Genomic DNA, 26,356 nt, shown 5'->3' on the forward strand with positions numbered 1-26,356 from the left:
CTTTCTTTGTTCCTTCATCCGTGGTCACCTCTTATTTTGGTTATGCCTATTTTCCCATACTCCTTTCAAGTGGTCCACTCTATATACTAAATAAATTTTCATCGTTAAAGCAAGGTTGTGGAGAGGACTGGTGCTTTTAACGATGAAAAACATCGTTAAACCTTCAGCCCCTCTCAGCTGCGCGTGCTCTTCATCCCCAGCGCCTGGAGCCCACCCCCTTTCCATCCGCAACGCTCCCATGTCACGAACATGCTCATCAATGTGCTAGGCGTGGTTTCAATCTATCAAAACAGACAATAATATGGTAAACTTTTCATATTAGAAGACGGTGCGAACTACGTGAGGATCCTTGAAAACGAATCTAAAACGTGCTGCGCCCGAACGGAAATCGGAGGGGGAGGTCGGCAAAAGACAATCGAGAGATGAAGAAGACAGAGAACATTTTCATGCAAAGCTGCCTGCATACAAGCCCATTGCAACCGCTATGTTGGCTATTTCGTCCTGTTCACTAATGAAATCAAAAGATTTGGCCCGTTATATCCCCTGTGTATATACGGATATGCGAATTCACGTTGTAAAAGGGGGAATACATAGTATGCAATCCATTTTGTCTATCTACAGTAAGATGTCGTTTAAACATAAGCTGACGATATTTTCGGTGATCCTTAGCATTTCGCCCGTCATTATTATCGGTCTCTTGTCCTCTCATCTTATGGCCAGAAGCATGCAGGAGGAAGTCAATTCAAATCACATTTTAGCTCTCAACCAACTGCAATATCAGATGAATAGTCTAATTAATAGCTTAAACATGACTTCGATTCGGCTGGCATCTAATCCAACGCTGGAGAAATCGATCCGGGCAGGGTCGTCGCAGGAAAATCTGAATGTTACACTTGAGGCTTCTACAGTGATCAAAAAAGAGAGCAGTTTTTCGCCCATTAAATTCAACTTCTCGCTTACCTATTTGAAGGATAACTACGTTCTATCCAATACGACTGATGCGAACAAGCTTACGGTTTTCCAGGTAACGGAGATGGTAAAGCTGAATAAGCCGCTGTTCAATTCATCCTTTATGGTTATGCCGGATCCTAGCCGCGGCCATGCAGATCTATTAATATTCCGGCCGGTACCTATGACTACTCAATATACGGATGGGATTCTGACGCTGCATGTAAACGTGAATGATTTAATTAAGTATGTAGGGAAATTATCGGAGGGAACAACAAGTAAAATTTTGATCGTTGATTCCAGTGGCAAGGTTGTACTGAGTAAGGATAAAAATGATATTGGTACCAAATTGAATATGTTTACGGGAAGGCAGGATAAACTGAAAGCGGTTCCAGATATGTATACTTTGGATGGAGTCGAGTACAGTCTTTCTTATCTAAATTCGACTTTCGTCGATTGGACGTATGTGATGATGACTCCCATGGAAGGATTAACAGAGAGGTCCGAATCCATTCGCAATATAACCTGGATGTTGGTTGCCATTATATCGACCGTATGGGTGTTATTTTCCATATTGGGATCTAACCGCTTATATGATCCGATCAAACGTCTGCTTCAAAAATCTCTAACCGGAGTAAACCAAATACCTGCGCATTCCGATGGGTTGAAGCTGTTGGATGCATTAATCGGAAACATGACCAGCACGAATCGAAAATTGATGGATGAATTAAATGAACAATCGCCCTATTTGCAGCAGAGTATTATTCAACAGATCCTGTTAGGTGAAATGTCCGAGACACGAATTAAGGAACAAATAGAACGTTTTCAACTTGGATTAAAGGGAACACGGTTTTATGTTGTTGTTGTGTCTGTCGATAACTATCCAGATTTTGCCCGTAAATATAAAGGAAATGACAGAATGCTCATTCATTATGCGATAAGTAAAATGATAGAGGAATTATCCGGAGACGTACCGATGCCTACGGCTGTACCTCAGCCGGGACAAGTTGCCGTGATCATCCAAACGGACATCAAAGACGATGCGCCAGATAACTCCATCCTTCAAATGATGGACGAGCTCCGCCTTCATATTTATAACTATTTGCAATTTTCAGTCAGCATTGCAGTCAGCAGCCCAAGAAATGGGTACACGAACATCCATGCAAGCTATCAGGAAGCGATTGATCTTCTTCGTTGCCGGTTAACCCTTGGGAGTAATGTTACAATCTCCGTCAATCAAATCAATTCCAAAGATAAACAAACGACACAAACGATTATGGAACTGCAAAAGGCCATCGTTGGACATGTCATAAACGGAAACCTTGAGGAGGCAAACCTCCAGCTGGTGCAATTGATTGCGAGCTTACAGGGAACAATCGGAAGTTCGGAAGCTATATTCAGCGTTTTTTCCTATATGTTAGGCGAGCTCGAATACATGCTTTCCCGCGTAGGTTATCAGCTCAACGAAATGATGAGTATGGATGTTTACAAGGAGCTGTATACAAAGCCGACCATTCAAGATATTAAAGATTGGCTCATGGAGTACGTATTTCCGGAAATTAAGGATCACATGAGCAGGTTAACCGTCACGAAGCAAATGAAGATCATTCAACGAGTGCTGCAGTATATATCGGAAAACTATCGAAGCGATTTATCGCTGCAGGGATTAGCGGATGAGTTTCAAATCTCATTATCACACATGAGCCGAGTGTTCAAAGAAGAAACGAACCAGACCTTCAGCGATTATTTACTTGAATTCCGGATGAATAAAGCCAAGGAGTGGCTTGTCCATACTACGATGCCGATCAAAGAAATCGCCAGAGAATTAAGCTACGCTAATGTAACGAATTTCACCCGCGCCTTCAAACAGTTTTTTGGAACACCTCCGGGAAAATATCGCGAAACACCGCCCCTGAAGTGATCATTAGCAATCATTTTAGTAATCATTATTTGCTCTTGGCGCAAGCAACAACTGATGATTGTCTGAAAGCATCCGAGTTCGTTATATTTAAGTTGTCAACGGGAATATCCAATCCGGTGCGAGAGAAAGGTGAAGCTTGTGAAACAAGGAATGGGAAGAAGGATGTATATCTCGCTTATCATATCGTTGGCATTTATGATCTCAACAATAGGATTAACAGCATGCTCGTCAAAAAAATCAACAGGGGGGATTTCCACTAGCGGGATGTCGACTGAGAATTCCAAAAATATGTCTTCTAACATTAATATCTTACTATCGGATGCGAGCAGCGCATGGGCGATTCAATACACAGACGATGATATGTATACCAAAGAGCTTTCCCGTCTGTCGGGCTACAATTTGAAATACGAATTTCTAAGTGCTGCAGATTACAATCAACAGTTGACGGTCCGTTTCGAATCTAAGAATCTTCCCGATGTCTTGAGCACAGTAAGCATCTCTTCGGAAGCCCATCCAGGCGCCGTGGAAAAAAATATGTTCACACCATTAAATGATTTGCTAGATACATACGGACCCAATATTAAAAAGAACATACCGAAAGAAATATGGGATAGTCCAAGAGTATCTAAGAATGGACAGATTTATGGGATTCCGGTATTGGGAGGAGCCCCGGCCATTCAAGTCGTGTATATTCGCCAGGATTGGCTGGATAAGCTGAATATGCCTCAGCCCAAGACAATCGATGATTACCTCAAGTTTTTTGAGGCGGTCAAAGTAGAGGACATGAACGGGAATGGCGATCCGAATGACGAATACGGCTTCTACGTCCGGGAAAATCTGGAGTACAGCGAGCTGTTTTTTAAGGAGTTTGGGGTTCATCCGCGAGAGTGGGTGATGCGGGACGGCAAGCTGCAGCCGGGGTTCATACAGCCCGAAATCAAGGATGCGCTGAGGTTCTGGAAAATGCTTTACGACAAAGGTTATATAAATCCGGATCTGTTTACTAACAAGATGAGTGACTGGCGTGCAGGAATTAAAGAAGGGAAAGCCGGTATGTGGGTGCATGATGTACCCAACTATGCTTCCGATTGGGGGGCAGAATCGTTCGTGAATGAGAAGAACGTAAAGCTTTCCATGCTTGGAGCTATCGAAGGTCCGAAGGGAAAAGGCTTAACGGTGCAGGATGATCATATTATGTTCGTTTGGGTCATCCCGACATCCAATATAAAGCCGGAGAATGTGATCAAGTTTTTGGACTGGGCTTGGTCTGATGAAAAGGCGGATCAATTTTTTGCTTATGGAATTGAAGGGACCGACTATACGGTTGAGAATGGTAAAATCATTTACGACTCAACCAATAAACAAAATGTGGAAATGAATATCAATGAGGCATTCAGAATTATGTTGAATCCTCGTCAGGACGGAAGACTCTTACCGCTTGTACTTAACTTGGACCCTAATGCCGAGCAGCTGAAGCAGGGATTGAAGGTCGCTGAACAATCCATTTTTACAAGTGACGGTTTCGGTATGCCTACATTGGAAGCAAGTAAATCACGGCCAGAGCTCGCTGGCTTCGGTGCCGGTTCTTTGTTCCTGGATATGTTTGCGAAGATTTTATCCGGCAAAGTCGAAGATATCGACTCCACCTTCGATGCTTTTACCAAAGAATGGAAAATTCGCGGCGGGGATGAGATTGTCGGGGAAGCAACGAGCTGGTACAAGCATTTTCACCGAAATCCATAAAGGGATATAGCTAATTAATTATACGAAGAGAGAACAGGAGATAAACATGAACGAATTAAACGAAAACGAAAATGAAAACGAAACCCAAAATGAAAAGATAAGCTCTTTAGAAAGCGAGACTGCAAGGCGGATTGGATATTGGCCGCTGAGAACGGACTGTACTGACAATACAATGAACGGGCGTCATGGGGAAGCGCAAGGGATCCAGTTTGACGACGGGGCGATTTTTGACGGATTGACCTCATCCATCATTCTCCCGCATATGGAGGAAACGGACGGCAGTAAGCCTTTTACGCTGTCGCTTGAATTCAAAATTGAGGATGATGGCGGGTTTTTACCTGGAGGGTTATGCAGTCGGTTTGATGATGGGACGCAAACAGGATGGCATCTTTCCATTCTTACGCAGGCAGGTGTAACTTTCTCCCAAGCCAATTGGCGCAATCTGCAATTCGGCTGGAGCACGGGGCAGGCGGCCGATGAGTGGCATGATTGGGGAAGCCCGGGAAATTGCCGCAACATCTTCTCCATGTGTGTCCATGCCGGTCATCTTTATACCGGAACTTTTGACGATGCGCAGGATTCCCTCGGGCGGGTTTACCGTCTGGGCAAGGACGGAGCCTGGGTGAATTGCGGCAACCCGGATAACAGCAACTGCGTAAGCGCGCTGGCCGAATTCGATGGACATCTATATGCCGGTACAATGTGTTATAAAGCTGTGGGTTCAGCGTTAGAGGAGTCGTCTAATCAGGAGCCGGGGGGACGCATTTACCGGTATGAAGGTGGTCAGACATGGAGCTTATTCGCAGAACTTCCTGGTGGGGGAGCGGGCAGTGTGGGTACGATGGCTGTTTACCAGAATAAGCTTATTGCATCGGCGTTCTATACTTATGGCATTTATGCCTTCAGTGTCGACGGCGGCTATGAACAATTGGATGCACCCGGGCCGGAAGGTACGACAAGAACCTTCACGCTAGCTCCGTACCAGGGAGATTTGTATGTCGGCTGCAACGTCGATACTGGCGTATACAGCAGAACGATGGAGACACCTTGGGAATATCGCGGAAATGCAGCGAATAGTAATCAAGTCTATTGTTTTTCTGTGTATCGGAATGAACTGTTAGTAGGGATATGGCCGCAGGCCAAAATGGTTCGTTATGAGGGGGGCACCTCCTGGAGTGAAATGGGCCTGATGGGCTCCGAGAAGGAAGTCATGGGAGTCTCCGTGTTCAACGGCAGACTGTACGGAGGAACATTGCCCGGAGGACAAGTTTATCGTTATGCGGGCGATTCCCAGTGGGATTTAGTCGGTATTCTGGAAGAGCCGGATCCTGCCGTATTATACCGCAGAGTATGGTCGATGGCGGTATATGAAGGCCAGCTGTTTGCCGGCACTATGCCTAGCGGGAAGGTATGGAGTCTGAGAAATGACCCGCTAGCAACCTGCGACGCAGGCCTATCCGATGGCTGGCACCGGGTAACAGCGACTTATAATTTGGAGAGGCTGTCCCTTTACCTTGACGGACAATTTGTTTCATCGTCAGCATGCCCGGAGGGTGGATTAGGCAGGCTCACTCAGATTCCGCTCGTACTGGGGAATGGTCCACAATGCCGTTTCTCCGGACGGATGCGTGAAGTGGAACTATTCGATGCAGCTTTGACTGATGAAGAGATTAAGAAAGGTTGGGAATGATGACACGTCAATTGAAACTCGGGATGATCGGTTTGGATACGTCACATGTTTCGGCTTTTGCAGCTTTACTGAATGATGCGGCTAATCCTTATCATGTCCCCGGAGGAACGATCCAGGTCGTATATCCGGGCATTGCATCCGAAGACTTTGAAATCAGCTATGGAAGAGTCCGGACATTCACAGATGAAATGGTAAACAAGTATAACGCCCGGCTGGTCGATTCCGAACAAGCCGTTGCGGAGGAGTGCGATGCTATCTTGCTTCTCTCGGTAGACGGTAGAGTGCATCTGGAGCAGTTTCGCAAAATTGCAGCATTCGGTAAGCCGGTTTTCATCGATAAGCCTCTTGCCGTAAGTACCGAACAGGCACGTGAAATCATGGAGCTAGTGAAGCGATATCAGGTTCCCTTCATGAGTTGTTCATCGCTTCGATATGGAGAAGCTTTGACTGAGCAATTGCAGCGTACGGAGAATGGCAGCATTAGGGGAGCAGATTGTTTCGGTCCGATGATGCTGCAGCCGACACAACCTGGATTATATTGGTATGGCATCCATGCAGTTGAAATGCTGTATCGAGTTATGGGACAGGGGTGTCAGTCCGTCACTGCAACAAAGAATGAAGATTACGACGTTATCGTAGGGGTTTGGAAGGATGGCCGTATCGGAACGATTCGGGGAAACCGTGTAGGGAATTACAATTACGGAGTGTTGATCCATTGGGAGAAGGAAGTAGGTTTTGCAGATATTAATGCGCATCCGAAACCGATGTATGCCTCTATGCTGGAGCATATTATGCATTTGTTTCAGTCGGGAGAATCCAATATCGATTTGGATGAAACCCTGGAGATCATGCATTTTATCGAATGTGCGAATGAAAGCCGGATTACGGGGAAAACAGTGCGATTATGTCTATAGCTTCCTTATTATCATTCTGCGGAAGGGTGGCTTAGTGGATGATGGAAATGGGATCGATGAGATTTGGCAGCGCAAAGGTGGACATTACTCCGCCCCTGCCCATTCCACTGGCTGGATATGCGTCCCGAAAAGCTGATTTTGAGGGGATTTCCAGACCGCTGTATGTGCGTGCCTGTTTATTCCATCAAATAGGAGACACGGGGGAGACCAGCAAGGCGTTGATGCTCCAGGCCGATTTAATCTGGTGGGGCACGGAAAGGCTTCAAGACTTGAGCCGCGTCATTCAGGAGAAGTGGGATATTCCAGCGCAGCATATTGTTTACCACGCTTCACATACGCACGGCGGGCCGCAGACGACCCGGAGATTAAATCCGATGCTTGGGCGGTTGAAAGAAGAATATGTGCTGTATCTGGAACGGAAAGTGGAAGAAGCTATCCAATTGGCACATGACAATCTTGAACCTGTGCGTATGGAACGGGGCACTGGCGAATGCCCTGGGATCAGCATCAACCGGCGCAATTGGCGGGACGGCTCCGTCGTATCCGCACCTAATCCGGGTGGGGTGAATGATACGGAAGTGACTGTCATTCACTTCGTCATAGAATCTGCTGCCAAAGCGGATGGAACGGATGCAATGGATGGAGCGGATCGGAGAGACGGCCGCACCAAAGGGGTGATGTTTCATTTTACTTGCCATCCGACATCAACTGGAGCCAATCGGATTACTTCCGATTATTGCGGTGCGGCGATGGAGGTATTGGATCAAGTGCTCGGGGAAGGCGTAAGCTGCTTCATCCAAGGTTGCTGCGGAGATATTCGTCCACGGCTTCTGAATGAAGAGGAGGATGCATTTCGGGCTGGCAGCGAGGATGACATTGGGCGCAGCGGAGAGATGTTGGCCAGGACAGTTTTGGATATTTTGCAGGGGCCATTAACTCCGCTTGCTCCATCTGAAATTCGGGTTTGGAGCACTCAGGCTGATTTGCCTTATCAGCGGGTTCCTTCTATGGAAGAGCTGCAGGCAGACATGGAGGATAGTGAAACAAGAGCTGAATGGAAGCTGCTGCTGCGAACGGACCCGGGCAGGCTGATGCCGAGCGGAACACTGCACTTGCAATTGCTGCAGGTTGCGGAGGGACTGGCCTTCCTGGCCATGGACGGCGAGATCGTGGTTGAATACGGATTATGGATTAAGCTGTTATCGGACAATCAAGTATTGCCCCTCGGATACAGCAATGGGATGGTGGGCTACATTCCGACAGCAAGGCAAATTCACGAGGGCGGATATGAAAGTGTCAGTTCCATCCCTTATTTTGGATACCCTGCACCTATGGTCCCACAGATAGAGGAAAACATCCGCAGCGGTATCCGTGAACTTATTCAATGTATGGAACATGCTAACAAACGGAATATAAGACAGGAGGAGCTATAAAAATGGCGGATCAACAGAAGCTGGCATTGCTCGGAGGTCCGGGAGCGGTGACGGCACAATCAGAGGACATGTTCACATGGCCGATTATAACCAAGGAAGACGAGGAAGCGGTTCTAGACGTTCTGCGCAAGGGGGCGATGTCCGGAATCGATGTAACCGTACAGTTGGAGAAGGATTTCAGAGAATGGCTCAATGTGGATTATGCACTAGGGTTTAATAACGGGACAGCCTCCTTGCTGGCGGCGATGTATGGCTGCGGCATAGGTGTAGGCGATGAAATCATCTGTCCAAGTATTACCTACTGGGCATCTGGAGCCCCGGCGTTTTCTCTAGGGGCGACGATCGTCTTTGCTGATATCGATCCGTTCACATTATGCTTAAATCCGCTGGATATCGAGCATAGGATCAGCGAGCGGACGAAAGCGATAGTGGTTGTCCATTATTTGGGCTATCCCGCTGATATGGATCCGATTATGGAAATCGCCCGGAAGTATAATATTAAGGTGATCGAGGATGTATCCCATGCGCAGGGCGGTATCTATAAAGGACGCAAGCTGGGAACCATCGGACACGTTGGCGCCATGTCTCTGATGACGGGTAAAGCGCTCGCTGCAGGGGAGGGCGGCATGCTGGTTACAAATGACACGGAAATTTACGAAAGAGCGATTGCTCTGGGCCATCATGAGCGATTCAGCTCAGGTATAAAGACGGAGGCATTGCAGCCTTTTACCGGACTGCCTTTGGGCGGCTATAAGCATCGGATGCATCAACTCAGTTCAGCGGTAGGACGTGTCCAGCTGCGTCACTATGAAGCAAGACAAGCGGAAATCAGCCGGGCCATGAATTATTTCTGGGATTTGCTGGAGGGGGTTCCAGGTCTAAGAGCGCATCGTCCGGAGAAAGATTCCGGAAGCTTGAACGGCGGCTGGTATGCGGCACGCGGTCACTACAGATCGGATGAGCTAGGAGGTCTATCCGTATCGCGGTTCTGTGAGGCGGTGCAAGCCGAAGGGGTCAACGAATGCAGTCCGGGCTGCAATTTGCCGCTGCATCGTCATCCCTTGTTTAAGGAAGCCGATGTGTATGGTCATGGCAAACCAACCCGAATTGCCAATGCTTCACGCGACGTCAGGGAACTCGACATAGGATTGCCGGTAAGTGAGGGGTTTGCGGCGAATGTTTACAGCGTTCCATGGTTTAAGCACTATCGGCCGGAAATCATTGAACAATATGCCCATGCATTCAGAAAGGTAGCTCTCAACTATGCCGAATTGCTTGAAGGAGATACGGGGAATCCGCCCAATTTGGGTGGATGGTATATGTACAACCGGCGATAAAGCAGAAGGGGAAGAATAAGGATGGTCAAGTGGCTCTGGATAACCAGTTCTGTTGCCGTTGCTGTTGTAGCTATCAGCTTAGGGTTCTTGATTAACGGAGCAGACAAAGCGGGAACAACGAACCAAACAGACAAGGATAACATGGAGGTCATTTTCTCAGCTGCATGGGATACGGGGAGCGACTACGGGTTGTCCAATTCGGTTGAAATCCCGGGAGGCAACCTGATAGGGTATGACGGCAGCGGGAGGCCGACAATCGCCCGGGCCGAAAGCGGCGCGGAAGGGGTGAAAGCGCACTCCGGGGATGGATATTTGCAAATGCAAGGCCAGGATATAAGCCAAAGTGACTACGGCTATATTTACAATAAAGTGTACGAGAAGCTGGATATTGTCGTGACTGACGGTATGAAGCTGAAATATTGGGTGTACCATCACCAATATAATGCCAGCCGGAAAATGAGCGTGGACTTGATTTTCTCCGATCAAACGACGCTGCGTGATTCCGGGCTAACGGATGCACAAGGGATATTGATGCATCCCGGCTCACGCGAGGATCCGCTGGATAAGTGGGTTCTAGTGGAATGCGACTTGTCACCGTTAGCAGGCAAAACGATTAACCGGATTGTATTCTCCTATTCCGCAGATGCGACGATCTCTGGCCCCTACTCCAGCTACTTCGATGATTTGACAATCGAAGTCCCTGAGGGAGCGGCTGCATCGGGAATCGTATCTTCAGCCTCCATAAGGGAAGCAAGCCGCTTGAGATTAGAGGTGCTTAATTCGACCTCCCGGGAATCAGCATGCACGCTTGTGACTCCCGGCCAGGATGAGTCGCTTGGGGAGGCTTTGGCGGAGGTATTGAAGGCAAATGGAAATGCGCCAGGCGCTTTTTGCATCAACCCGGGGAATCTGGATAAGCCGATTCATGTGAACGGTCCCATAACGCTTATTTTATATCCTGGCATTTATACACAGACGGAGCCGATCACTATAAGTGGCAAACAGGCATCCCTCATGGGCATTGGCGGCGCAGGTTCAACAACGCTCCTGTTCAAGGATGGTGTGCATGGCGCCAATATTGTACTGGATTCGTTTACATCCAGCTACAAGATAAGCGGCCTTACACTGGCAAGGGAGTCGGATGGCATTTCTGAGGAAGACAATGGCATTCGAACGGGGCAATCCAGTGATTATGGTCTGATCGAGAATGTGATGATCAATAAACAATATAATGGGATGCATTTGCAAGTGACTTCCTACACGCGGATTGAGAAGCTCATCATTTCAGAGAGCGCGAATACTGGCATTTATATGACAAACGGCCTTGAATCGGAAGGCGGCGGGCCGTGTCAATATTATCTGAATGACATCTTATTTACCATGAATAAAGGCTTTGCTATTGAGGTCAGTCCGGATGCCGGGTCGATGCCAATTGGCAACTGGAGCGGCATTCTGACATTCGGCAACCAGAAAGGGGGGATCATTCTAAAGGCGCATTCGAGCATTAAAGCCGTACACGGTCTGCGTTTGGCCAATTCGTTCCTTGGTCAGGACGGGGAAAAGGGCGGTTATCCGGAAATTACAATTGAGGGTGGAGGGATGCACAACATAAGCGATACGTTCGTGGAAATTGGCGGTGTGGGTGCCAATGCCCCATATCTGAGCCATCCTGACGTGCCGGGTATTCTTATTGATGCGGGAGTAACAACCGCACAATTGAATGCAGTTTATGTGGCGAATAACACAGGAAGCGGGCTTGTTATTAAGGGAAATCATGTTTTGATTACGGCGTCGACATTTTCCACAAATGGGATGAATGCAACAAGCGATGAACACAAGACTGGTATTCTTATTCTGAATGAAAGAAGTAACGTGAATGTCGGACTTAGCCAATTCATAGCCAGCGGAACCCGTGTTGATCCGAAGCTTACTGCCCATTCGACGGGAATTAAGTCCAACTCCGGGCATGTTACGCTGACAGGAGTCACTTTTGATGAGAACGGCGGAGCGAAGGGCTATGTCGGTCCCTGATACCGGCAATTGCTTGCTGCAACGAATACGATGACGAAATATCTAATGAATCCAATAATCCATAATCCAATATCTTGGGAGGTATAAGGATGAACAAGAAACTTGTATCGATTCGTCTTTTGGTAGTTGCAATACTATGGATAAGCGTATTCCAAATGAATGACCAGGTTGCCGAAGCAAGCGGTGATGTCGCCGTGTTCTCTGCAACATGGAATACGGGAAGTGACTACGGTCTGGCTAATACCGAAGAAATACCTGGCAGTAACGTAGTGGGGTATAGCGGCACAGGGCAACCGACAATTACACGTGCGGCGAGCGGCGCCGAAGGGGTGAATGCCCATTCAGGGGACGGATATTTACAAATGCAAGGCACTGACGTTAGCGTTAGTGGTGGCGGCTATATTTATAATAAAGTGTATGAAAACCTGGATATTAAGATCACTTACGGGATGAAGCTCAAGTATTGGGTATATCATCACAGCTATCCGGCAAGCAAACGTATGGGGATTGATTTGATTTTCACAGACACCACGAATCTCCGTGATTCCGGGTTAACGGATTTGAACGGAGTATCAATGCATCCGGGTTCACGCAATGAACCGCTAAATAAATGGGTATTAGTAGAGACTGACCTGTCGCCCTTGGCAGGCAAAACGATTGATCGCATCTTATTCGCCTATTCTGGAGATGGGACGGCCACAGGAAAGTATGCCAGCTATTTCGATGATTTGACCATCCAAATCCCAGGACCAGGCTCCTTGTCACCTTGTACGCTAGTGACCCCCGGGACAGGCGAGTCACTTGGGCAAGCGCTGGCGAATGCGTTGACGGAGAACAATGGCGCACCGGCATCCTTTTGCGCCAGGCCAGGGCTTATTGATGTGCCGGTCAATGTGAGTGGTCCCGTTTCGCTTACGTTATACCCCGGTACCTACATGCAGACCCAGTCGATTACCCTTAGCGGCAAAGGAGCATCATTAATCGGTCAAAGCCGAGGCTCAACGATTCTCAAGTTCAAGAACGGCTCGCATGGGGCCAACGTCGTACTGGATTCGTATACCTCCAGCTACAAAATAAGCGGTCTGACGTTAGGGAGAGAGACCGAAGGGACGCTGCCGGAGGATAATGGCATTCGGACTGGACATTCGAATGATTATGGCCTTATGGAAAGCCTGATTATCAATAAGCAATACAACGGCATGCATTTGCAGATTACATCCTACACAAGAGTTCGTGATCTGATCATTTCCGAGAGCGGGAATACGGGCATGTTCATAACAAATGGCAACGAACTGGATGGCGGCGGGCCGTGTCAATATTACTTGGATGACATCTTATTCACCGTGAATAAAGGTTTCGCCATCGATGTCAGCCCAGATGCCGGACCGATGCCCATAGGCAACTGGAATGGTATCCTGACATTTGGCAATGAGAAAGGCGGCATCATTCTAAGAAAGCTTTCAGACACAAAAGTCGTTCATGGCTTGCGTTTGACCAATTCCTTCTTTGGCCAGGACGGAGGGGTAGGGGGCTATCCGGAAATCACGCTTGAAGGCGGCGGGATGCACAATATTAGCAATTCCTTCGTTGAAATTGGCGGTGTGGAAGCGAATCCTCCTTACTCAAGTCATGCTGATGTCCACGGCATTCTGATCGATGAAGCCGTAACATCCGCGCAGTTGAACGCGGTATATGTAGCGAATAACACAGGAAGCGGTCTTGTCATCAAGGGGGGGAATGTTCTGGTAACAGCCTCGACCTTCTCGACGAATGGAATGAATTCAACGACCGATGATTACAAAACGGGCATTCTTATTCTGAATGAAGACAGTATCGTAAATGTAGGACTAAGCCAGTTTATTGCCAGTGGTGCCTATGTCGATCCGAATCTTACGGCCCATTCCACCGGGATTAAGTCGTATTCCGAGCATGTAACGCTGACAGGAGTCACATTTGATACGTCTGGCGGGGCACAGGGCTACGTAGGTCCTTAATAAAAGGCTGCTGATAACGCGTCCGGAGCATAAATGCACAGGGTCCGGACGCGTTGTACGGTAACAGAACAGAAAAGTTGCATATACTTCATTGCATATACTTCAAATACGATGGGCAGCGGGGGGAGTCAGAGATGGGAACAGTGACGTTCCACCATGTACACAAAAGCTATAAAGGTGAGGCGCAAGCGTCTGTAAAAGACTTTCATTTGGAAATCAATGACGGGGAGTTTCTGGTTCTTGTGGGTCCTTCGGGCTGCGGCAAATCGACTACTCTGCGTATGCTTGCGGGATTGGAGGAAATAACCTCGGGTGATATCTTCATCGATCACCGGTTAATCAATTATGTTTCTCCGAAAAACAGGGATATCGCGATGGTCTTTCAAAATTATTCCCTCTATCCCAATTTATCTGTCTACGGGAATATTTCTCTTGGATTGAAGCTGAGGAAAATGGCCAAGCATGAAATCGAGCTTAAAGTGAATCGGGTTGCCCGTATTCTTGAAATATCACATCTTCTGGACAAGTTACCACACCAGCTTTCAGGAGGGCAGAAGCAGAGGGTTGCCCTTGGCCGGGCGATCGTCCGCGAGCCCAAGGTGTTCCTGATGGACGAGCCGCTTTCCAATCTGGATGCCAAGCTCAGAGCGCAGACACGAGCAGAAATTATTAGGATGCATGAGAGAATGAAGACAACTATTGTGTACGTCACACATGACCAGGTAGAAGCGATGACGATGGGCACACGGATTGTAGTTATGAAATCTGGGGAAATCCAGCAGGTTTCCACCCCTCAGGAAGTGTACGATTATCCGAATAATTTATTTGTTGCCGGCTTTATCGGCACGCCGCAAATGAATTTCGTGAGCGGCAGCGTTACCTTTAAAGATGGCAGGTATTACTTTGAGAATAATCGCTGGAAGCTGCCCCTTCCGGCTGGCTGCTTTGACGCTTTGGCTCGAACCAGCTCCAATCTGCGTCATATCGTGCTCGGCTTAAGGCCCGAACATGTTCAGCTGGAAGCTGAGCAAAAGGCGGAAAAGGCGGAGTGGATGATACCGGCTCAGGTCGAAATGAAGGAGCTGATGGGACCGGACACATATGTGTCCGTTAGGATAGGCAGCTTAAGCAGCGCAGAGAGGGCGGTTAAGACGGCGGAGAGTTATACATTTACTTTAAGGGCGGATCCGCATACCCCTGTGCAGGTAGGCGATCATGTGCTTATTCAATTATTGCTGAACAAGGCCCATTTATTTGATGGGGAAACCGGTCATAATATTGCCCGTAAAGGGGAAGAGCCTGCATGGGAATAAAGGCAATACGGATTTCAGGACGACTGAAGGTGATGACTGCTGCCGTTCTGATCATTATTACATTCTATAGCGTACGGTCCTTGTTGTTCGAGACGAAATATTATGCTCCGGTGGATGCAAGCTCCTTAGTCAACGCAGTGACTGCGGATGGAACTCTTACTTATTCACAGGCGTTGAAAAGCTATGAGGAGCAAGGTGCCAAGCCAGTCAAGGGAAATTCCATTGAGCTTCAGGCAGCCTCTTACCATACAGCATCAGAAGATGCCATGATTAAGGTCGTTCAGGATGAGACAGCATTAGGCCAAGAAGTTCTTGATTGGGGCAGCGCTAAAGGCTGGGTTGAGTGGAACGTTGACATCCCGGAGAGCGGGCTGTATGAAATCGCTGTGAACTATTTGCCATCCGGAGGAACGTCTGCTTCTATCATTCGCGGCATTATGATGGATGGCGGCTATCCGTTTCTTGAATCGGCTTCCATTGAATTTGAGCGGTATTGGAAGGATAAAAAATACCCCTATGACCGCAACAGCCTGGGCAACGAAGTTCGCTCGCCGCAGGTGGAGATTGAGGGATGGAAACTGAAGGACGCAGCCAAATATGAATCTTCTTCCTTGCCGCTTAAATATTACCTCACGAAGGGGAAGCATACCCTGCGTTTGGTTGGTATCCGTGAGCCGATGAAGATCTCGAATCTGTTGATCAAAGCACCAGAGAGCATCCCTGATTATAAAGAGTATACAGGGAATCACCCGGCTGCTGCAGCGCAGAAAGAATGGTTCCAAATGATCGAAGCGGAGCAATTCGTGCAAAAGTCGGGCATCGGGATCCAGAAATACGCAATGCAGGAGCCGTACATGTCGCCGGACTCGAAGGGGCGAATTGTATATAACTCACTTGGGGGAGAACGATGGAAAAACCCGGGCGATTGGGTTGAATGGAATCTGGAAGTGCCCGCAGACGGCTGGTATGTCCTGGATATCAAATTCAGGCAAATCTACAAAGGCAGGTCCAAGGTATACCGCACAATCATGATTGATGGACGTGTACCTTTCGCGGAAATGCTGCATTATCCATTCCATTACGAGCGGGAATTCGATATCCATACACTGCAGGATAATGAAGGGCAGACGTTCCGGTTTTACCTGGAGAAAGGTACCCATTCCCTAAAGATGATCGCTGATTCCTCGCTGCTGCAGCCGGCTACAACGGCGTTATCGAAGACACTTGCCGATTTGCGCACCTTCGATAGCGAGATGCGGTCCATTGTTGGGGATTACGGCAAGTTTGGCGGCGAGAATGCGGATGTAAACCGCACATGGGAAATGAAGAAATATGTTCCCGATATCGATCAGCAGGTGGGCCGGTTTATCAAAGAGCTTGAAGATATTTGCGCCTATATGAATGGGCTGAACGGGACAGAAACAGATTTGACATCGACGATAAACATGTCCATCCGTACTTTGCAGGATCTCCAGCAGGATGTGGATAAAATTCCGAACCGCTTAGCCGACATTGCTGCCATCCAAAGTCAAATAAGCACATGGCTGACAAATGTCAGTGACCAGCCTCTGCTGCTTGATTATATGGTCTTGAAAACCCCGGACGCAAAGACCGGGTTAAAGCGTCCAACCCAGCTTGAAAAGTGGGCTTATTCAGCCATCTCATTTTTTCGAACCTTTTATATGGAATACAGGGAGAAGAAGCACATTGATGAGGGTACTATAAACGTGTGGATTCAGCGTGGCCGTGATTATGTCGATCTGCTTCAAGAGTTGGTTGATCAGGAGTTTACTCCGGCAACGGGAATTAAGGTCAAGCTTAACTTGATGCCGAATCCAAATGTTCTGATCCTTGGCAATGCAGCCGGTAACCAGCCTGACGCTGCCCTGGGGATCGGAATGGAATCACCAGTGGATTTCGCTATGCGTGGGGCGACCGTCGATTTGTCCACACTGCCTGGATTTGACGAGGTTAAGAAAAGGTTTCACCCGGGTGTCATGCGCTCCTACACCTACAACGAAGGGGTATATGGCTTGCCTGAAACACAGAGTTTTTCAGCGTTCTTCTACAGGACGGACATATTCGAGAAATTACACCTTACGCCTCCTGATACATGGGAAGATGTATACGATATTTTGCCAACGCTGCAAGAGAACGGAATGACCTATTTTTATCCTGCAAAAGATTATGTACCGTTCTTCTATCAAAACAATGTGGAGTTCTATACAAAAGACGGCAAGACGACCGAGTTGAACGGGGAAGCAGCTATCAAGCCGTTCACCGAATGGATGGATCTGTTTCAGAAATACTACTTGCCGATGGAAGTTCCCGCTTTCTTTAATCATTTCCGCTATGGAGACATTCCGGCCGGAGTGGCCGATTTCAATACTTATGTGCTGCTTTCTGTTGCTGCGCCCGACATTGCCGGTCATTGGAAGATGATTCCCGTGCCTGGCACAAGGATGGAGGATGGCACTGTTTCACGCTGGACGCAGCAGTCAACCACCAGCATGATGATTATGAAGAAGAGCAAGAAGCAAGATAAGGCATGGGCCTTTTTGAAATGGTGGACTTCTTCCGCGACGCAGCTGCGTTATGCGCAGGATATAGAATCCTTCTTCGGGATGGAGTATAGGTGGAATTCAGCTAACCTTGAAGCTTTGATGCAGTCTCCTTGGCCTGCCGAAGATCTGGAGTCGATTAAGGAACAGGCTCGTTGGATCAAAAATGTTCCGTTAGTCCCGGGTTATTACTATTTAAACAGGGAAATGGATTTTGCCTGGAATTATGTCCTTCTGGATGGGATGCCGGAGAAGGAGGCGCTTGAGAAGGCAGCACTGTCTCTGCAAAGGGAAATGAAGAGGAAGCAGGAAGAATTCGGTTACAGCGATTCCATGGATATACGTATTCCACAAGTCGATGAGCCATATAACGGGGGGGAGGAAGCATCCGATGATTAAGGTGGTTCACGGGCTGCGGCAGTTAGCACGGGATTGTTGGCGCAGCCGTATCTCTTACCTGTTTCTAGCCCCCTTTATGCTCGCTTTTATAGCCTTTGTTATTTTGCCGGTGTTTCTTGCGATGCTCCTGAGCTTCACCTCGTACAATGGCTTTGGCGTTCCAACGATAGTGGGATTGAAAAATTACATGAATTTAATTACACAGGATGTTATTTTCCAGAAATATGCGCTGCCAAATACGATCAAGTATGCTCTTCTTGTAGGTCCCGGCGGATATATCCTCTCTTTTTTCTTCGCTTGGCTGATCTATCAGCTGCCGAAGAAGCTGCGGGATTTCTATACCCTGGCCTTCTATGCTCCCTCCCTGGCAGGGGGAGTGGCTTTATCGGTCGTCTGGGTAGCCGCATTCAGCGGAGATGCTGCTGGTTATTTGAACAACCTCTTGCTGAAATTAGGATGGATCGAACTTCCGCAGGTGTGGCTGCAGGATCCCAGGTATTTGTTGAATATTATGATTATTGTTTCCTTGTGGACTAGCTTTAGTGTCGGGTTTCTGGCCATTCTGGGGGGACTAGCTACAGTGAATCCCGAGCTTTATGAAGCAGGGCGGATTGATGGGATCAAGAACCGTCTGCAGGAAGTGTTCTATATTACGGTCCCGTCGATGAAGCCGCAAATGCTGTTCAGTGCGGTCATGTCGATTGTGACTACGCTGAAGGCGGGGCAAATTGCTACGCAGTTGACCGGGCAGACGATTACACCGCGATACTCCGGTCACTTAATCATTAATCACGTTGATGATTATGCTTACTTAAGGTTTGAGTTAGGTTATGCCGCTGCTGTCTCCGTTGTGCTGCTAGTGATGTCCTACTTGTTAATGCGGTTTTTCTATAGGATCTTGTCGGACAAGGAGGGAGCCCAGCTATGAGATTCCCCTGGAGGCGGTTGGGCATGACCAATCTGCTGCTGTATGCGATGCTGACGGGATTGGCGTTATTTATGTCGCTTCCGCTCGTATTTATTTTCAACCATGCTTTTAAGCCTTTAAATGAACTGTTTCTATTTCCTCCGACTTTTTTGGTTAGAAAGCCTACACTGCAAAGCTTTAATGAGCTGTTCAACAGCAAGGCGGCGGATCTGGTACCGTTCACAAGATATTTGTTCAACAGCATCATCATTTCGACGGTTTCGATTATTAGTGTCATTCTGGTAAGTTCACTTGCGGCATATGCGATGGCCAAGCATCATTTTCCGTTCAAAGCCTTCTTTATGTCATTGATTATGGTGTCGCTCATGTTTGCGCCGGAGACGGTCTCCATTCCGCGATATCTCATTGTAGGGTATCTCGGTATTATCGATACTTATTTTGCCCATCTCCTGCCTTCGATTGCTTCACCGGTTGCTATCTTTTTGTTCATTCAATTTATCGGACAAATCCCCAATGATGTCCTAGAGGCGGCCAAGTTGGATGGGGCATCGGAATTCGGCATTTTTCGTAAAGTCGTGCTGCCGCTTGCAGCGCCAGCTGTGGCTACTATTGCGATTATCACCTTTCAATCCGTCTGGGTTGATATGGAGGGTTCGACATTGTTTGTACATGATGAAACCATGAAGACGCTAGCGTATTATGTCAGTACTTTGATTAGCGGTATGTCTAACAGTGTGGCAGGACAAAATATTGCTGCTGCCGCCAGCTTGCTTATGTTTTTGCCGACATTTATCATGTTTTTATTTTTCCAGGGGAAAGTGAATGAAACGATGGTTCATTCCGGAGTGAAATGATGAGCAGATATCGAAAATTAATGTGGAGCCTGTTGGTTGTGCTTATGATCGTTCCTCTCAGAATCGCATCGGCAGAAGTGCCGTACCCTACGCATTATTATGATGTGAATTTGGATGAGCTGCCGATCCAGCCTGTATATGTGCCAGACGGGATCATTGAATATCCGTTCGCAGAGCCGGTGGATCTGCAAAGCACCCCGAACGGCCATCTATTTGTTGTGGATAAGGAATTAGGCAAGGTGATTGAATTCGGCCAGGGACGGGAACTCGTCCGTATGTTCGGCGACGAAGAAGGCGAAGGGCAGCTTAATTCACCGGAGGGGGTCTTCGTCGCACAGGATGGTCACATTTATATTGCGGACAGCGGAAATAAACGGATCGCTGTGTTCAAGGCCAACGGGGAATATTTGCGTTCCTATGGCAAACCGGAAACTGTCGTCCTGAACGACCAGTATCATTTTGTTCCCGTCAAGCTTGTGGTCGACCGGCGGGGAGTGATGTACATCTCCGTAAGAGGAGCTGACCAAGGTCTTGTGAGGATCAATCAGGACGGTAAGTTTCTTGGATTTTTTGGGGCGAATAAATCCAATCCATCCTTTATGAGCTGGGTGAAAAAATTAATTCTTACAAAAGAGCAAATGGATAAAGAAGTAGCGAATAAACCGAGGCATATCGCCAATATTTCGCTGGATGCCTCCGGCTTTATTATCACTGCCAGTCCGGGTACCAAGACTGCGGGCAATATCCGCAAATTAAATGCCGGTGGCATTGATGCGCTGAAGAACCAGATGTTTAGAAATTCGGGGTCTATTGTCGATGCAGTCACGGACAATAATCAATTTCTATATGGCTTGGAGCAGACAACGGGTAAAATATCCATGTATGATCCGAGTGGCAGGATCTTACTGGATTTCGGTCAGCAGCAGCAGCATGCGCAGCAAAGCGGGCTTCTGATTTATCCGACAAGCCTTGCCGTCAATTCCAGCTTTCAAATTTTTGTGGCAGACAGCGGTATGAAAATTGTCCAGGTATTTAAACGGACGGAGTTTGCCGACACGCTGCTTACGGCCATCCAATTATATGGTCAGGGGCGTTACGAGGAGAGCAAAGCCTATTGGGGGAAGATTGCGGCCCGGAATGAGCTGATCGATTTAACCTTCCAGGGGCTGGGTAAGGCAGCCTTGCTGGAGGGGCAGTACAAGCAGGCGCTTGCTTTGTTTAAGGAAGCCTCTGATGAGAAGGGGTATTCGGAAGCCTTCTGGAATGTGAGAACAGATCGTATTAAAGCGTATTTTATACCTGTATGTGTCAGCTTGCTGGTAATCTTCGTGAGCCTAAGACTGCTGCGGGCAAGAATAGCTGCTTATTGGCGGGCGATAAGATGGACTGCTCCTCTGCTAAGATATGGGAGGGAAGCGAAAGATTTCTTCTATGTGATCATTCATCCCTATGCAGGATATTATCGCTTGAAAGAGCGCAAAATTTCGTTTGTGTTTCTGTTATCGATCCTAATAGCGGTGTGTCTGGCCAAGGCAGCTCAATTGTATGGATCCGGCTTTATTTTCCATCCCTATGACCTGAGCCAGGTAAACATCTCCAATGAACTGTTATTGCTGCTGGCAGTGTTGGTTACCTGGATCATAGCCAATTATCTCGTTTGCAGCGTTAAAGGTGGAGAAGGACGGTTTCGGGAGGTGCTGCAAGCCAGCATATTCGGGATGGCGCCTTATATGGTGTTCACAGCAGTGATCATCCCGATTTCGAATATGGTTGTTCTTGAGGAATCTATCCTCGTAACAGCTATAACTCAGATCATGCTATTGTGCGTGGTTATCCAGTTTTTTGTGATGACCCAGGTGATCCACAATTTCGATTTTCTGGAAACAGTGAAAAATATGTTGATCACCTTGTTCAGCGTATTGATGATTTGGTTTTTTGCCGCATTGATTTCCGGTCTTTCTTTTAACCTCTATGATTTCTTCTATCAACTGTACCGGGAGGTGACCTACTATCTTTAATATGGATACAAGGCTTCGCCGTCATTGGCTTAAACTCCTTGCAGGCTTGCTATTCGTTATTACCATCATCATTATCATCGTCATATCGTTTCAGTTGAAGGGGAAATCGCCAGTTATAGAAAAGATGGATATTCCCCCAGTTAAGAATAACGCGCTTACGCTGCATGATGGTTCAGTATGGCCGCAAGAGGGAATGACGGCAGATCCAGCAGGATTTTTACCCGCATTAGAGAACCAAAGATACACGCTGCGGATGCATCCAGGCACTACACAATTCATTATAACGGACAAGCAAAATGGCTATGAATGGCGCAGCAATCCAACAGAAAGCCAATTACAAGCAGAGACGGTGAAGGGAACGCTTTTGGCTAATCTGCAGTCGCCTTTTATCCTTGAAATCAGTCAGATTCTTAGCAATGGCAATAAGGAGCTGATGAATAGCATGGATGACAGGGTTGGCAAGGAAATTGTAAGTAATAAAAATGGGATCCAAATCACATATGTTATTCCGGAGAAAAAGGTCCGCATTGCCATTCAATATGAACTCACGGATCAGGGATTAAAGGTGGCGGTGCCGGCTGGAGGCATTGAGGAAAACGGAGACTACGGTGTACTTTCATTAAATATGCTGCCATTCTTTGGTGCGACAGAAGCGGGGACAGACGGATATTTCCTGGTTCCGGACGGACCCGGGGGACTTATTACGTTTAAAGCGAACCGCCCCATGATTGGTGAAGGATACAATCAGAAGATTTTCGGTGAAGAGACCACCACTTCCGCACAGCCTTCAGAACGAGCTGAAGACACTACTTCTGAGCGTGCAAGTGAAGCTGTCCAATACCCCGTATTTGGGGCGAAGCGTGGTGACCATGCCTTCGTGGCTATTGTTGGAGAAGGCCGGTTTGAAACCAGGATCAAAGCGTTATCTCCCGGGATGAAATCCAATCTCTACAGTATTTATCCGACATTTACTTATCGTGAAGAATATTTGCGCAAGCTAAGCAGAGTTGCCCCTCCGGTAAAAGTGATCCAGCAGCAAAGGCTGGAATTGGACTGGTCCATAGAATATAGATTTCTTACTGGCAGCGATGCGGACTATGTCGGTATGGCCAATTCTTATCGTGAGTATATGTTAGAGCAGCAGCTGCTAGGCAAGCCCTTGGAGCCGGTGCAGCACGTCCCGCTGGACTTATCACTTATTGGAGGCAATTCACGCAAGGCTTATAACAGGGAACAATACGTCGCGGTTACCACTTTTCCCGAAGCAGCCAATATCGTACAGGAGCTTACGGAAGGAGGCGTGAAAAATCAGCGTATCATTTTCTATGGATGGCAGGATGGGGGAAGCCATAATACCACAAAGCATTTCCCTATCGAAAAGAAACTAGGCGGAGAGCCGGAAGCCAAAAGCTTTATTGAAGCAGCGCACGGCTATGGCTATAAAGTTATTTTCGAAGATAATTTCGTAGAAGTAGATCCGAAGTCTTCCCTTGGAGCCAAGGGAAACGGCATTTACGGCATGGATGAAACGGTCTTTATAACCAAGGACGGAGGGTTCATTCTTAGGCCTCTTAAGACACTGGAGCATGCCTATACTGTCATTGAAAAGCTGCGCAAGCTTGGTGTTGACGGGATTCAATACTTGCATGTGGGGGAACGGCTCGTCCGTGATTACAACCCCAATCAACCGTCTTACCGCAGAGATACGGCATATTATTACAATGCCCTGCTTGCTTACACGCGGGACCGTCTGGGAATGAGCGGCGTCAATAAAGGATTTGATTATACGCTGGCCGGTGTAAATGCTATAACTTCCATACCGCTGGAGACAAGCGGCAGCTTCATGGTGGATGAAGCTGTGCCGTTTTATCCAATTGCCATTCACGGTTATGTATCCTATTCGGCAAAGCCGGGTAATTTACGTGAGCTTCCCGCAAGAGATTTTCTGAGATCCATCGAATACGGAGCCGTACCGGCTTATATGCTCTCTTATGACTCAGCCCGTGAACTCAAGGATACTGCGAATGCGTATATGTACAGCAGTAAATTCGACAGTTGGAAAGAGGAGGTCATAGCGGAATACTTGCAGTTCGATCGGCTATCGCCTATTTTTCATCTGAGAATTACCGGTCATGAGAAAATGGGGCCCGGTGTGTATGAGACTATGTATGAGGATGGAACCCGCGTGACCGTTGATTATAACAGCAATAGTTTTGAAGTGCATCGCAAAGAAGGGGGCCAGGCCAATGAATAAGCGTGGCAGCCGCAAAATGGAACTCATCTTGTATCGCTGGAAGCGATATGGCGTCGGCTACATCTTTGTATTGCCGTGGCTGGCCGGTTTCGGGGCTTTCATGGCCTACCCCCTGTTCACTTCCTTGTATATGAGCTTTTGCCAGGTGCGTGTAGGCGGAGGCAAATTTAGACTGGAGTGGGTAGGCCTTTCCAACTATCGTGCTGCATTTTTAAAAGATAATATTTTCCCTGTAGAACTTATCTTATACTTTCAGGAAATACTGATTATCATTCCAATCATTGTGATTTTTGCGTTTCTTATATCTGTCATGTTGAATCAGGATTTTCCATTGCGATTTTTGTTTCGTGCCGTTTTCTTTCTGCCGGTTATCTTCGCTACAGGTCAAGTTCTGACGGAACTATTCAGCCAGGGAGCAGGAGAAATTCCGTTTATGGATCAATACAAGCTGGAGCCGCTGATCCGCCAATATATAGGAGAACAGTTTGCTCAGCCTGTGTTAAATGTGCTCAGCAAATCAGTTATTATTCTGTGGTATTCAGGTGTGCAAATCATTATATTTCTAGCGGGATTACAAACGATCCCCCGTTCCATTTACGAGGCCGTTTGGATCGACGGGGCATCTCCTTGGGATAGTTTTTGGAAAATCACACTGCCGAATATGATGCCGTTCATTAGTCTAAGTACACTCTTTACGATTGTAGATTTATTTACATTTCCGTTGAATCCTGTAATCAAACATATTCGGAAAAATATGTTTTTAGTTGAGACGGGGTATGGTTACGCGAATGCGCTGGCGTGGATCTACTTTTTGTTTGTTCTTCTCTTGTTGGCGGTGGTGCTGTTCTTCTTCCAGCAAAGCACGAAGAAAAGGAGGGAAATCAGATGAAGGTTATAACTTTATACCGCCGGGTAGAGGGACGCATCAGGCAATGGGTATGGGGAAAACAAGGGCAGAACCTGAAGCTTCTTGTCATCGGAAGGCATATTAACGATGGATGGTTAGCGAAATGCGTGATTTTCTTCCTGCTTTCTATCTTAGCGTACTTGTATTTGCAGCCTTTGCTGTACATGGTTACGACGATGTTTAAAAACATAAACGATTTGATCGACCCCACGGTCAAGTGGATCCCGCGCAGTCTGCATCTGGATAACTTCCAGAAAGCCTGGGATGGCTTGAAGTATCCGACGGCTTTCACCAACACAGTTGTTATTTCGCTAACCTGTTCATTCATCCAGGTGTTTGTGTGCGCTTTTACTGGCTATGGATTGGCGAGGTTCTCGTTTCCCGGGCGGGGCTTGGTCACCTTCCTTGTTATCCTGACGTTTCTCGTACCGCCGCAAATTATAGTTATTCCGCTATATATCGTTTACAGCAAGTATGGCTGGCTGGATACTCCCCTTGTCTTTATCATTCCTGCTATTTTTGGGCAAGGGATGAAAAGCGCATTGTTCATCCTGATTTTCAGACAGTTTTTCAAAACACAGCCTGCTTCGCTTGTAGAAGCTGCCATGCTGGACGGGGCGTCCGCAATCGGCATGTTCTTCAGAATTATGCTGCCGCTTGCCAGATCCGCATGCTTGGTCGTATTTCTATTTTCATTTATTTGGTACTGGAACATGTATTACGAGGCTTCTATGTTTCTGCCCAAACAATACCCGACGCTTGCGATTAGCCTAGATCGTCTGGAGGATAATCTTGCCGGCATGCCGGTCATCCATATGATCACCAAACAAATGAATCCGGTGACGGAGGGGGCCAAGATGGCCGCAGCTTTTATGATTATCGTGGTGCCGCTTTTGATATACATGTTTCTTCAGCGCTGGTTCGTCAGGGGTGTTGAAAGATCGGGTATCGTAGAATAACTTACGTATCACCTGCCAGCTGAAAGGTGGTGGTTGGAACAAACGCATCTTGATTAAGCATGCAGCAAAGAGGAATTAAGGTGGGGCAGAGTTTGCTCGAGGGAGGTATGCCGAAGGGGTTATCGGTGTGGGAAGATAGGGTTTACAAAGTA

General features: G+C 47.5%; 16 protein-coding genes. All 16 read left to right on the forward strand.

Annotated elements, in window-relative coordinates; translation table 11 throughout:
- The first annotated feature begins 595 nt into the window (after window positions 1-595).
- The 16 genes from J2Z66_RS22670 (at window position 596) to J2Z66_RS22745 (ending at window position 26,204) form a co-directional block, all read left to right on the forward strand.
- Complete coding sequence (locus J2Z66_RS22670) at window positions 596-2,869, forward strand: helix-turn-helix domain-containing protein (RefSeq protein WP_209974659.1); 2,274 nt, start codon at window positions 596-598, stop codon at window positions 2,867-2,869.
- Window positions 2,870-3,007: 138 nt separating this feature from the next.
- The gene (locus J2Z66_RS22675; protein ID WP_209974661.1) at window positions 3,008-4,612 is read left to right on the forward strand and encodes an extracellular solute-binding protein; all 1,605 of its coding nucleotides are present in this window, start codon (window positions 3,008-3,010) and stop codon (window positions 4,610-4,612) included.
- Between the two features lie 46 nt (window positions 4,613-4,658).
- A complete protein-coding gene (locus J2Z66_RS22680) occupies window positions 4,659-6,302 on the forward strand; it encodes a LamG-like jellyroll fold domain-containing protein (protein WP_209974663.1) in 1,644 nt (547 codons plus the stop codon).
- Window positions 6,299-7,216 carry a Gfo/Idh/MocA family protein gene (locus J2Z66_RS22685; protein WP_312894718.1) on the forward strand — a complete coding sequence of 306 codons (918 nt, stop codon included), beginning with the start codon at window positions 6,299-6,301 and terminating at the stop codon, window positions 7,214-7,216. The genes J2Z66_RS22680 and J2Z66_RS22685 overlap by 4 nt, the downstream gene beginning before the upstream one ends.
- 38 nt (window positions 7,217-7,254) lie before the next feature.
- Entirely contained in the window at window positions 7,255-8,649 is a 1,395-nt protein-coding gene (locus J2Z66_RS22690; protein ID WP_209974665.1) for a neutral/alkaline non-lysosomal ceramidase N-terminal domain-containing protein, read from the forward strand.
- A gap of 2 nt (window positions 8,650-8,651) precedes the next feature.
- Window positions 8,652-9,986 (forward strand): DegT/DnrJ/EryC1/StrS family aminotransferase, encoded by a 1,335-nt coding sequence (locus J2Z66_RS22695; protein ID WP_209974667.1) that lies wholly within the window; start codon window positions 8,652-8,654, stop codon window positions 9,984-9,986.
- A 21-nt stretch (window positions 9,987-10,007) separates the two neighbouring features.
- A complete protein-coding gene (locus J2Z66_RS22700; protein WP_209974669.1) occupies window positions 10,008-12,017 on the forward strand; it encodes a hypothetical protein in 2,010 nt (669 codons plus the stop codon).
- A gap of 89 nt (window positions 12,018-12,106) precedes the next feature.
- Window positions 12,107-14,011, forward strand: a complete 1,905-nt coding sequence (locus tag J2Z66_RS22705; RefSeq protein ID WP_209974671.1) for a hypothetical protein — start codon at window positions 12,107-12,109, stop codon at window positions 14,009-14,011.
- Window positions 14,012-14,145: 134 nt separating this feature from the next.
- The gene (locus J2Z66_RS22710) at window positions 14,146-15,324 is read left to right on the forward strand and encodes an ABC transporter ATP-binding protein (protein ID WP_209974673.1); all 1,179 of its coding nucleotides are present in this window, start codon (window positions 14,146-14,148) and stop codon (window positions 15,322-15,324) included.
- Window positions 15,315-18,284 (forward strand): extracellular solute-binding protein, encoded by a 2,970-nt coding sequence (locus J2Z66_RS22715; RefSeq protein WP_209974675.1) that lies wholly within the window; start codon window positions 15,315-15,317, stop codon window positions 18,282-18,284. Before J2Z66_RS22710 ends, J2Z66_RS22715 begins: the two co-directional genes overlap by 10 nt.
- The gene (locus J2Z66_RS22720) at window positions 18,277-19,212 is read left to right on the forward strand and encodes a carbohydrate ABC transporter permease (protein ID WP_245375760.1); all 936 of its coding nucleotides are present in this window, start codon (window positions 18,277-18,279) and stop codon (window positions 19,210-19,212) included. Before J2Z66_RS22715 ends, J2Z66_RS22720 begins: the two co-directional genes overlap by 8 nt.
- Window positions 19,209-20,066, forward strand: a complete 858-nt coding sequence (locus J2Z66_RS22725; protein ID WP_209974679.1) for a carbohydrate ABC transporter permease — start codon at window positions 19,209-19,211, stop codon at window positions 20,064-20,066. Before J2Z66_RS22720 ends, J2Z66_RS22725 begins: the two co-directional genes overlap by 4 nt.
- Complete coding sequence (locus tag J2Z66_RS22730; RefSeq protein WP_209974680.1) at window positions 20,066-22,084, forward strand: YIP1 family protein; 2,019 nt, start codon at window positions 20,066-20,068, stop codon at window positions 22,082-22,084. The genes J2Z66_RS22725 and J2Z66_RS22730 overlap by 1 nt, the downstream gene beginning before the upstream one ends.
- Before the next feature lie 46 nt (window positions 22,085-22,130).
- A complete protein-coding gene (locus tag J2Z66_RS22735) occupies window positions 22,131-24,338 on the forward strand; it encodes a DUF5696 domain-containing protein (protein ID WP_209974682.1) in 2,208 nt (735 codons plus the stop codon).
- Window positions 24,331-25,227: a carbohydrate ABC transporter permease gene (locus J2Z66_RS22740; RefSeq protein WP_245375761.1), complete on the forward strand. Its 897-nt coding sequence runs from the start codon at window positions 24,331-24,333 to the stop codon at window positions 25,225-25,227. The genes J2Z66_RS22735 and J2Z66_RS22740 overlap by 8 nt, the downstream gene beginning before the upstream one ends.
- Window positions 25,224-26,204: a carbohydrate ABC transporter permease gene (locus J2Z66_RS22745; RefSeq protein ID WP_209974684.1), complete on the forward strand. Its 981-nt coding sequence runs from the start codon at window positions 25,224-25,226 to the stop codon at window positions 26,202-26,204. The genes J2Z66_RS22740 and J2Z66_RS22745 overlap by 4 nt, the downstream gene beginning before the upstream one ends.
- The last annotated feature ends 152 nt before the right edge of the window (window positions 26,205-26,356 follow it).

Source organism: Paenibacillus eucommiae (assembly GCF_017874215.1).
GTDB lineage: Bacteria > Bacillota > Bacilli > Paenibacillales > NBRC-103111 > Paenibacillus_AI > Paenibacillus_AI eucommiae.

Coding starts and splice junctions, on each gene's coding strand:
- J2Z66_RS22670 (WP_209974659.1), top strand. CDS start 596: ATGCAATCCATTTTGTCTATCTACAGTAAGATGTCGTTTAAACATAAG.
- J2Z66_RS22680 (WP_209974663.1), top strand. CDS start 4,659: ATGAACGAATTAAACGAAAACGAAAATGAAAACGAAACCCAAAATGAA.
- J2Z66_RS22685 (WP_312894718.1), top strand. CDS start 6,299: ATGATGACACGTCAATTGAAACTCGGGATGATCGGTTTGGATACGTCA.
- J2Z66_RS22690 (WP_209974665.1), top strand. CDS start 7,255: ATGATGGAAATGGGATCGATGAGATTTGGCAGCGCAAAGGTGGACATT.
- J2Z66_RS22695 (WP_209974667.1), top strand. CDS start 8,652: ATGGCGGATCAACAGAAGCTGGCATTGCTCGGAGGTCCGGGAGCGGTG.
- J2Z66_RS22700 (WP_209974669.1), top strand. CDS start 10,008: ATGGTCAAGTGGCTCTGGATAACCAGTTCTGTTGCCGTTGCTGTTGTA.
- J2Z66_RS22705 (WP_209974671.1), top strand. CDS start 12,107: ATGAACAAGAAACTTGTATCGATTCGTCTTTTGGTAGTTGCAATACTA.
- J2Z66_RS22710 (WP_209974673.1), top strand. CDS start 14,146: ATGGGAACAGTGACGTTCCACCATGTACACAAAAGCTATAAAGGTGAG.
- J2Z66_RS22715 (WP_209974675.1), top strand. CDS start 15,315: ATGGGAATAAAGGCAATACGGATTTCAGGACGACTGAAGGTGATGACT.
- J2Z66_RS22720 (WP_245375760.1), top strand. CDS start 18,277: ATGATTAAGGTGGTTCACGGGCTGCGGCAGTTAGCACGGGATTGTTGG.
- J2Z66_RS22725 (WP_209974679.1), top strand. CDS start 19,209: ATGAGATTCCCCTGGAGGCGGTTGGGCATGACCAATCTGCTGCTGTAT.
- J2Z66_RS22730 (WP_209974680.1), top strand. CDS start 20,066: ATGAGCAGATATCGAAAATTAATGTGGAGCCTGTTGGTTGTGCTTATG.
- J2Z66_RS22740 (WP_245375761.1), top strand. CDS start 24,331: ATGAATAAGCGTGGCAGCCGCAAAATGGAACTCATCTTGTATCGCTGG.
- J2Z66_RS22745 (WP_209974684.1), top strand. CDS start 25,224: ATGAAGGTTATAACTTTATACCGCCGGGTAGAGGGACGCATCAGGCAA.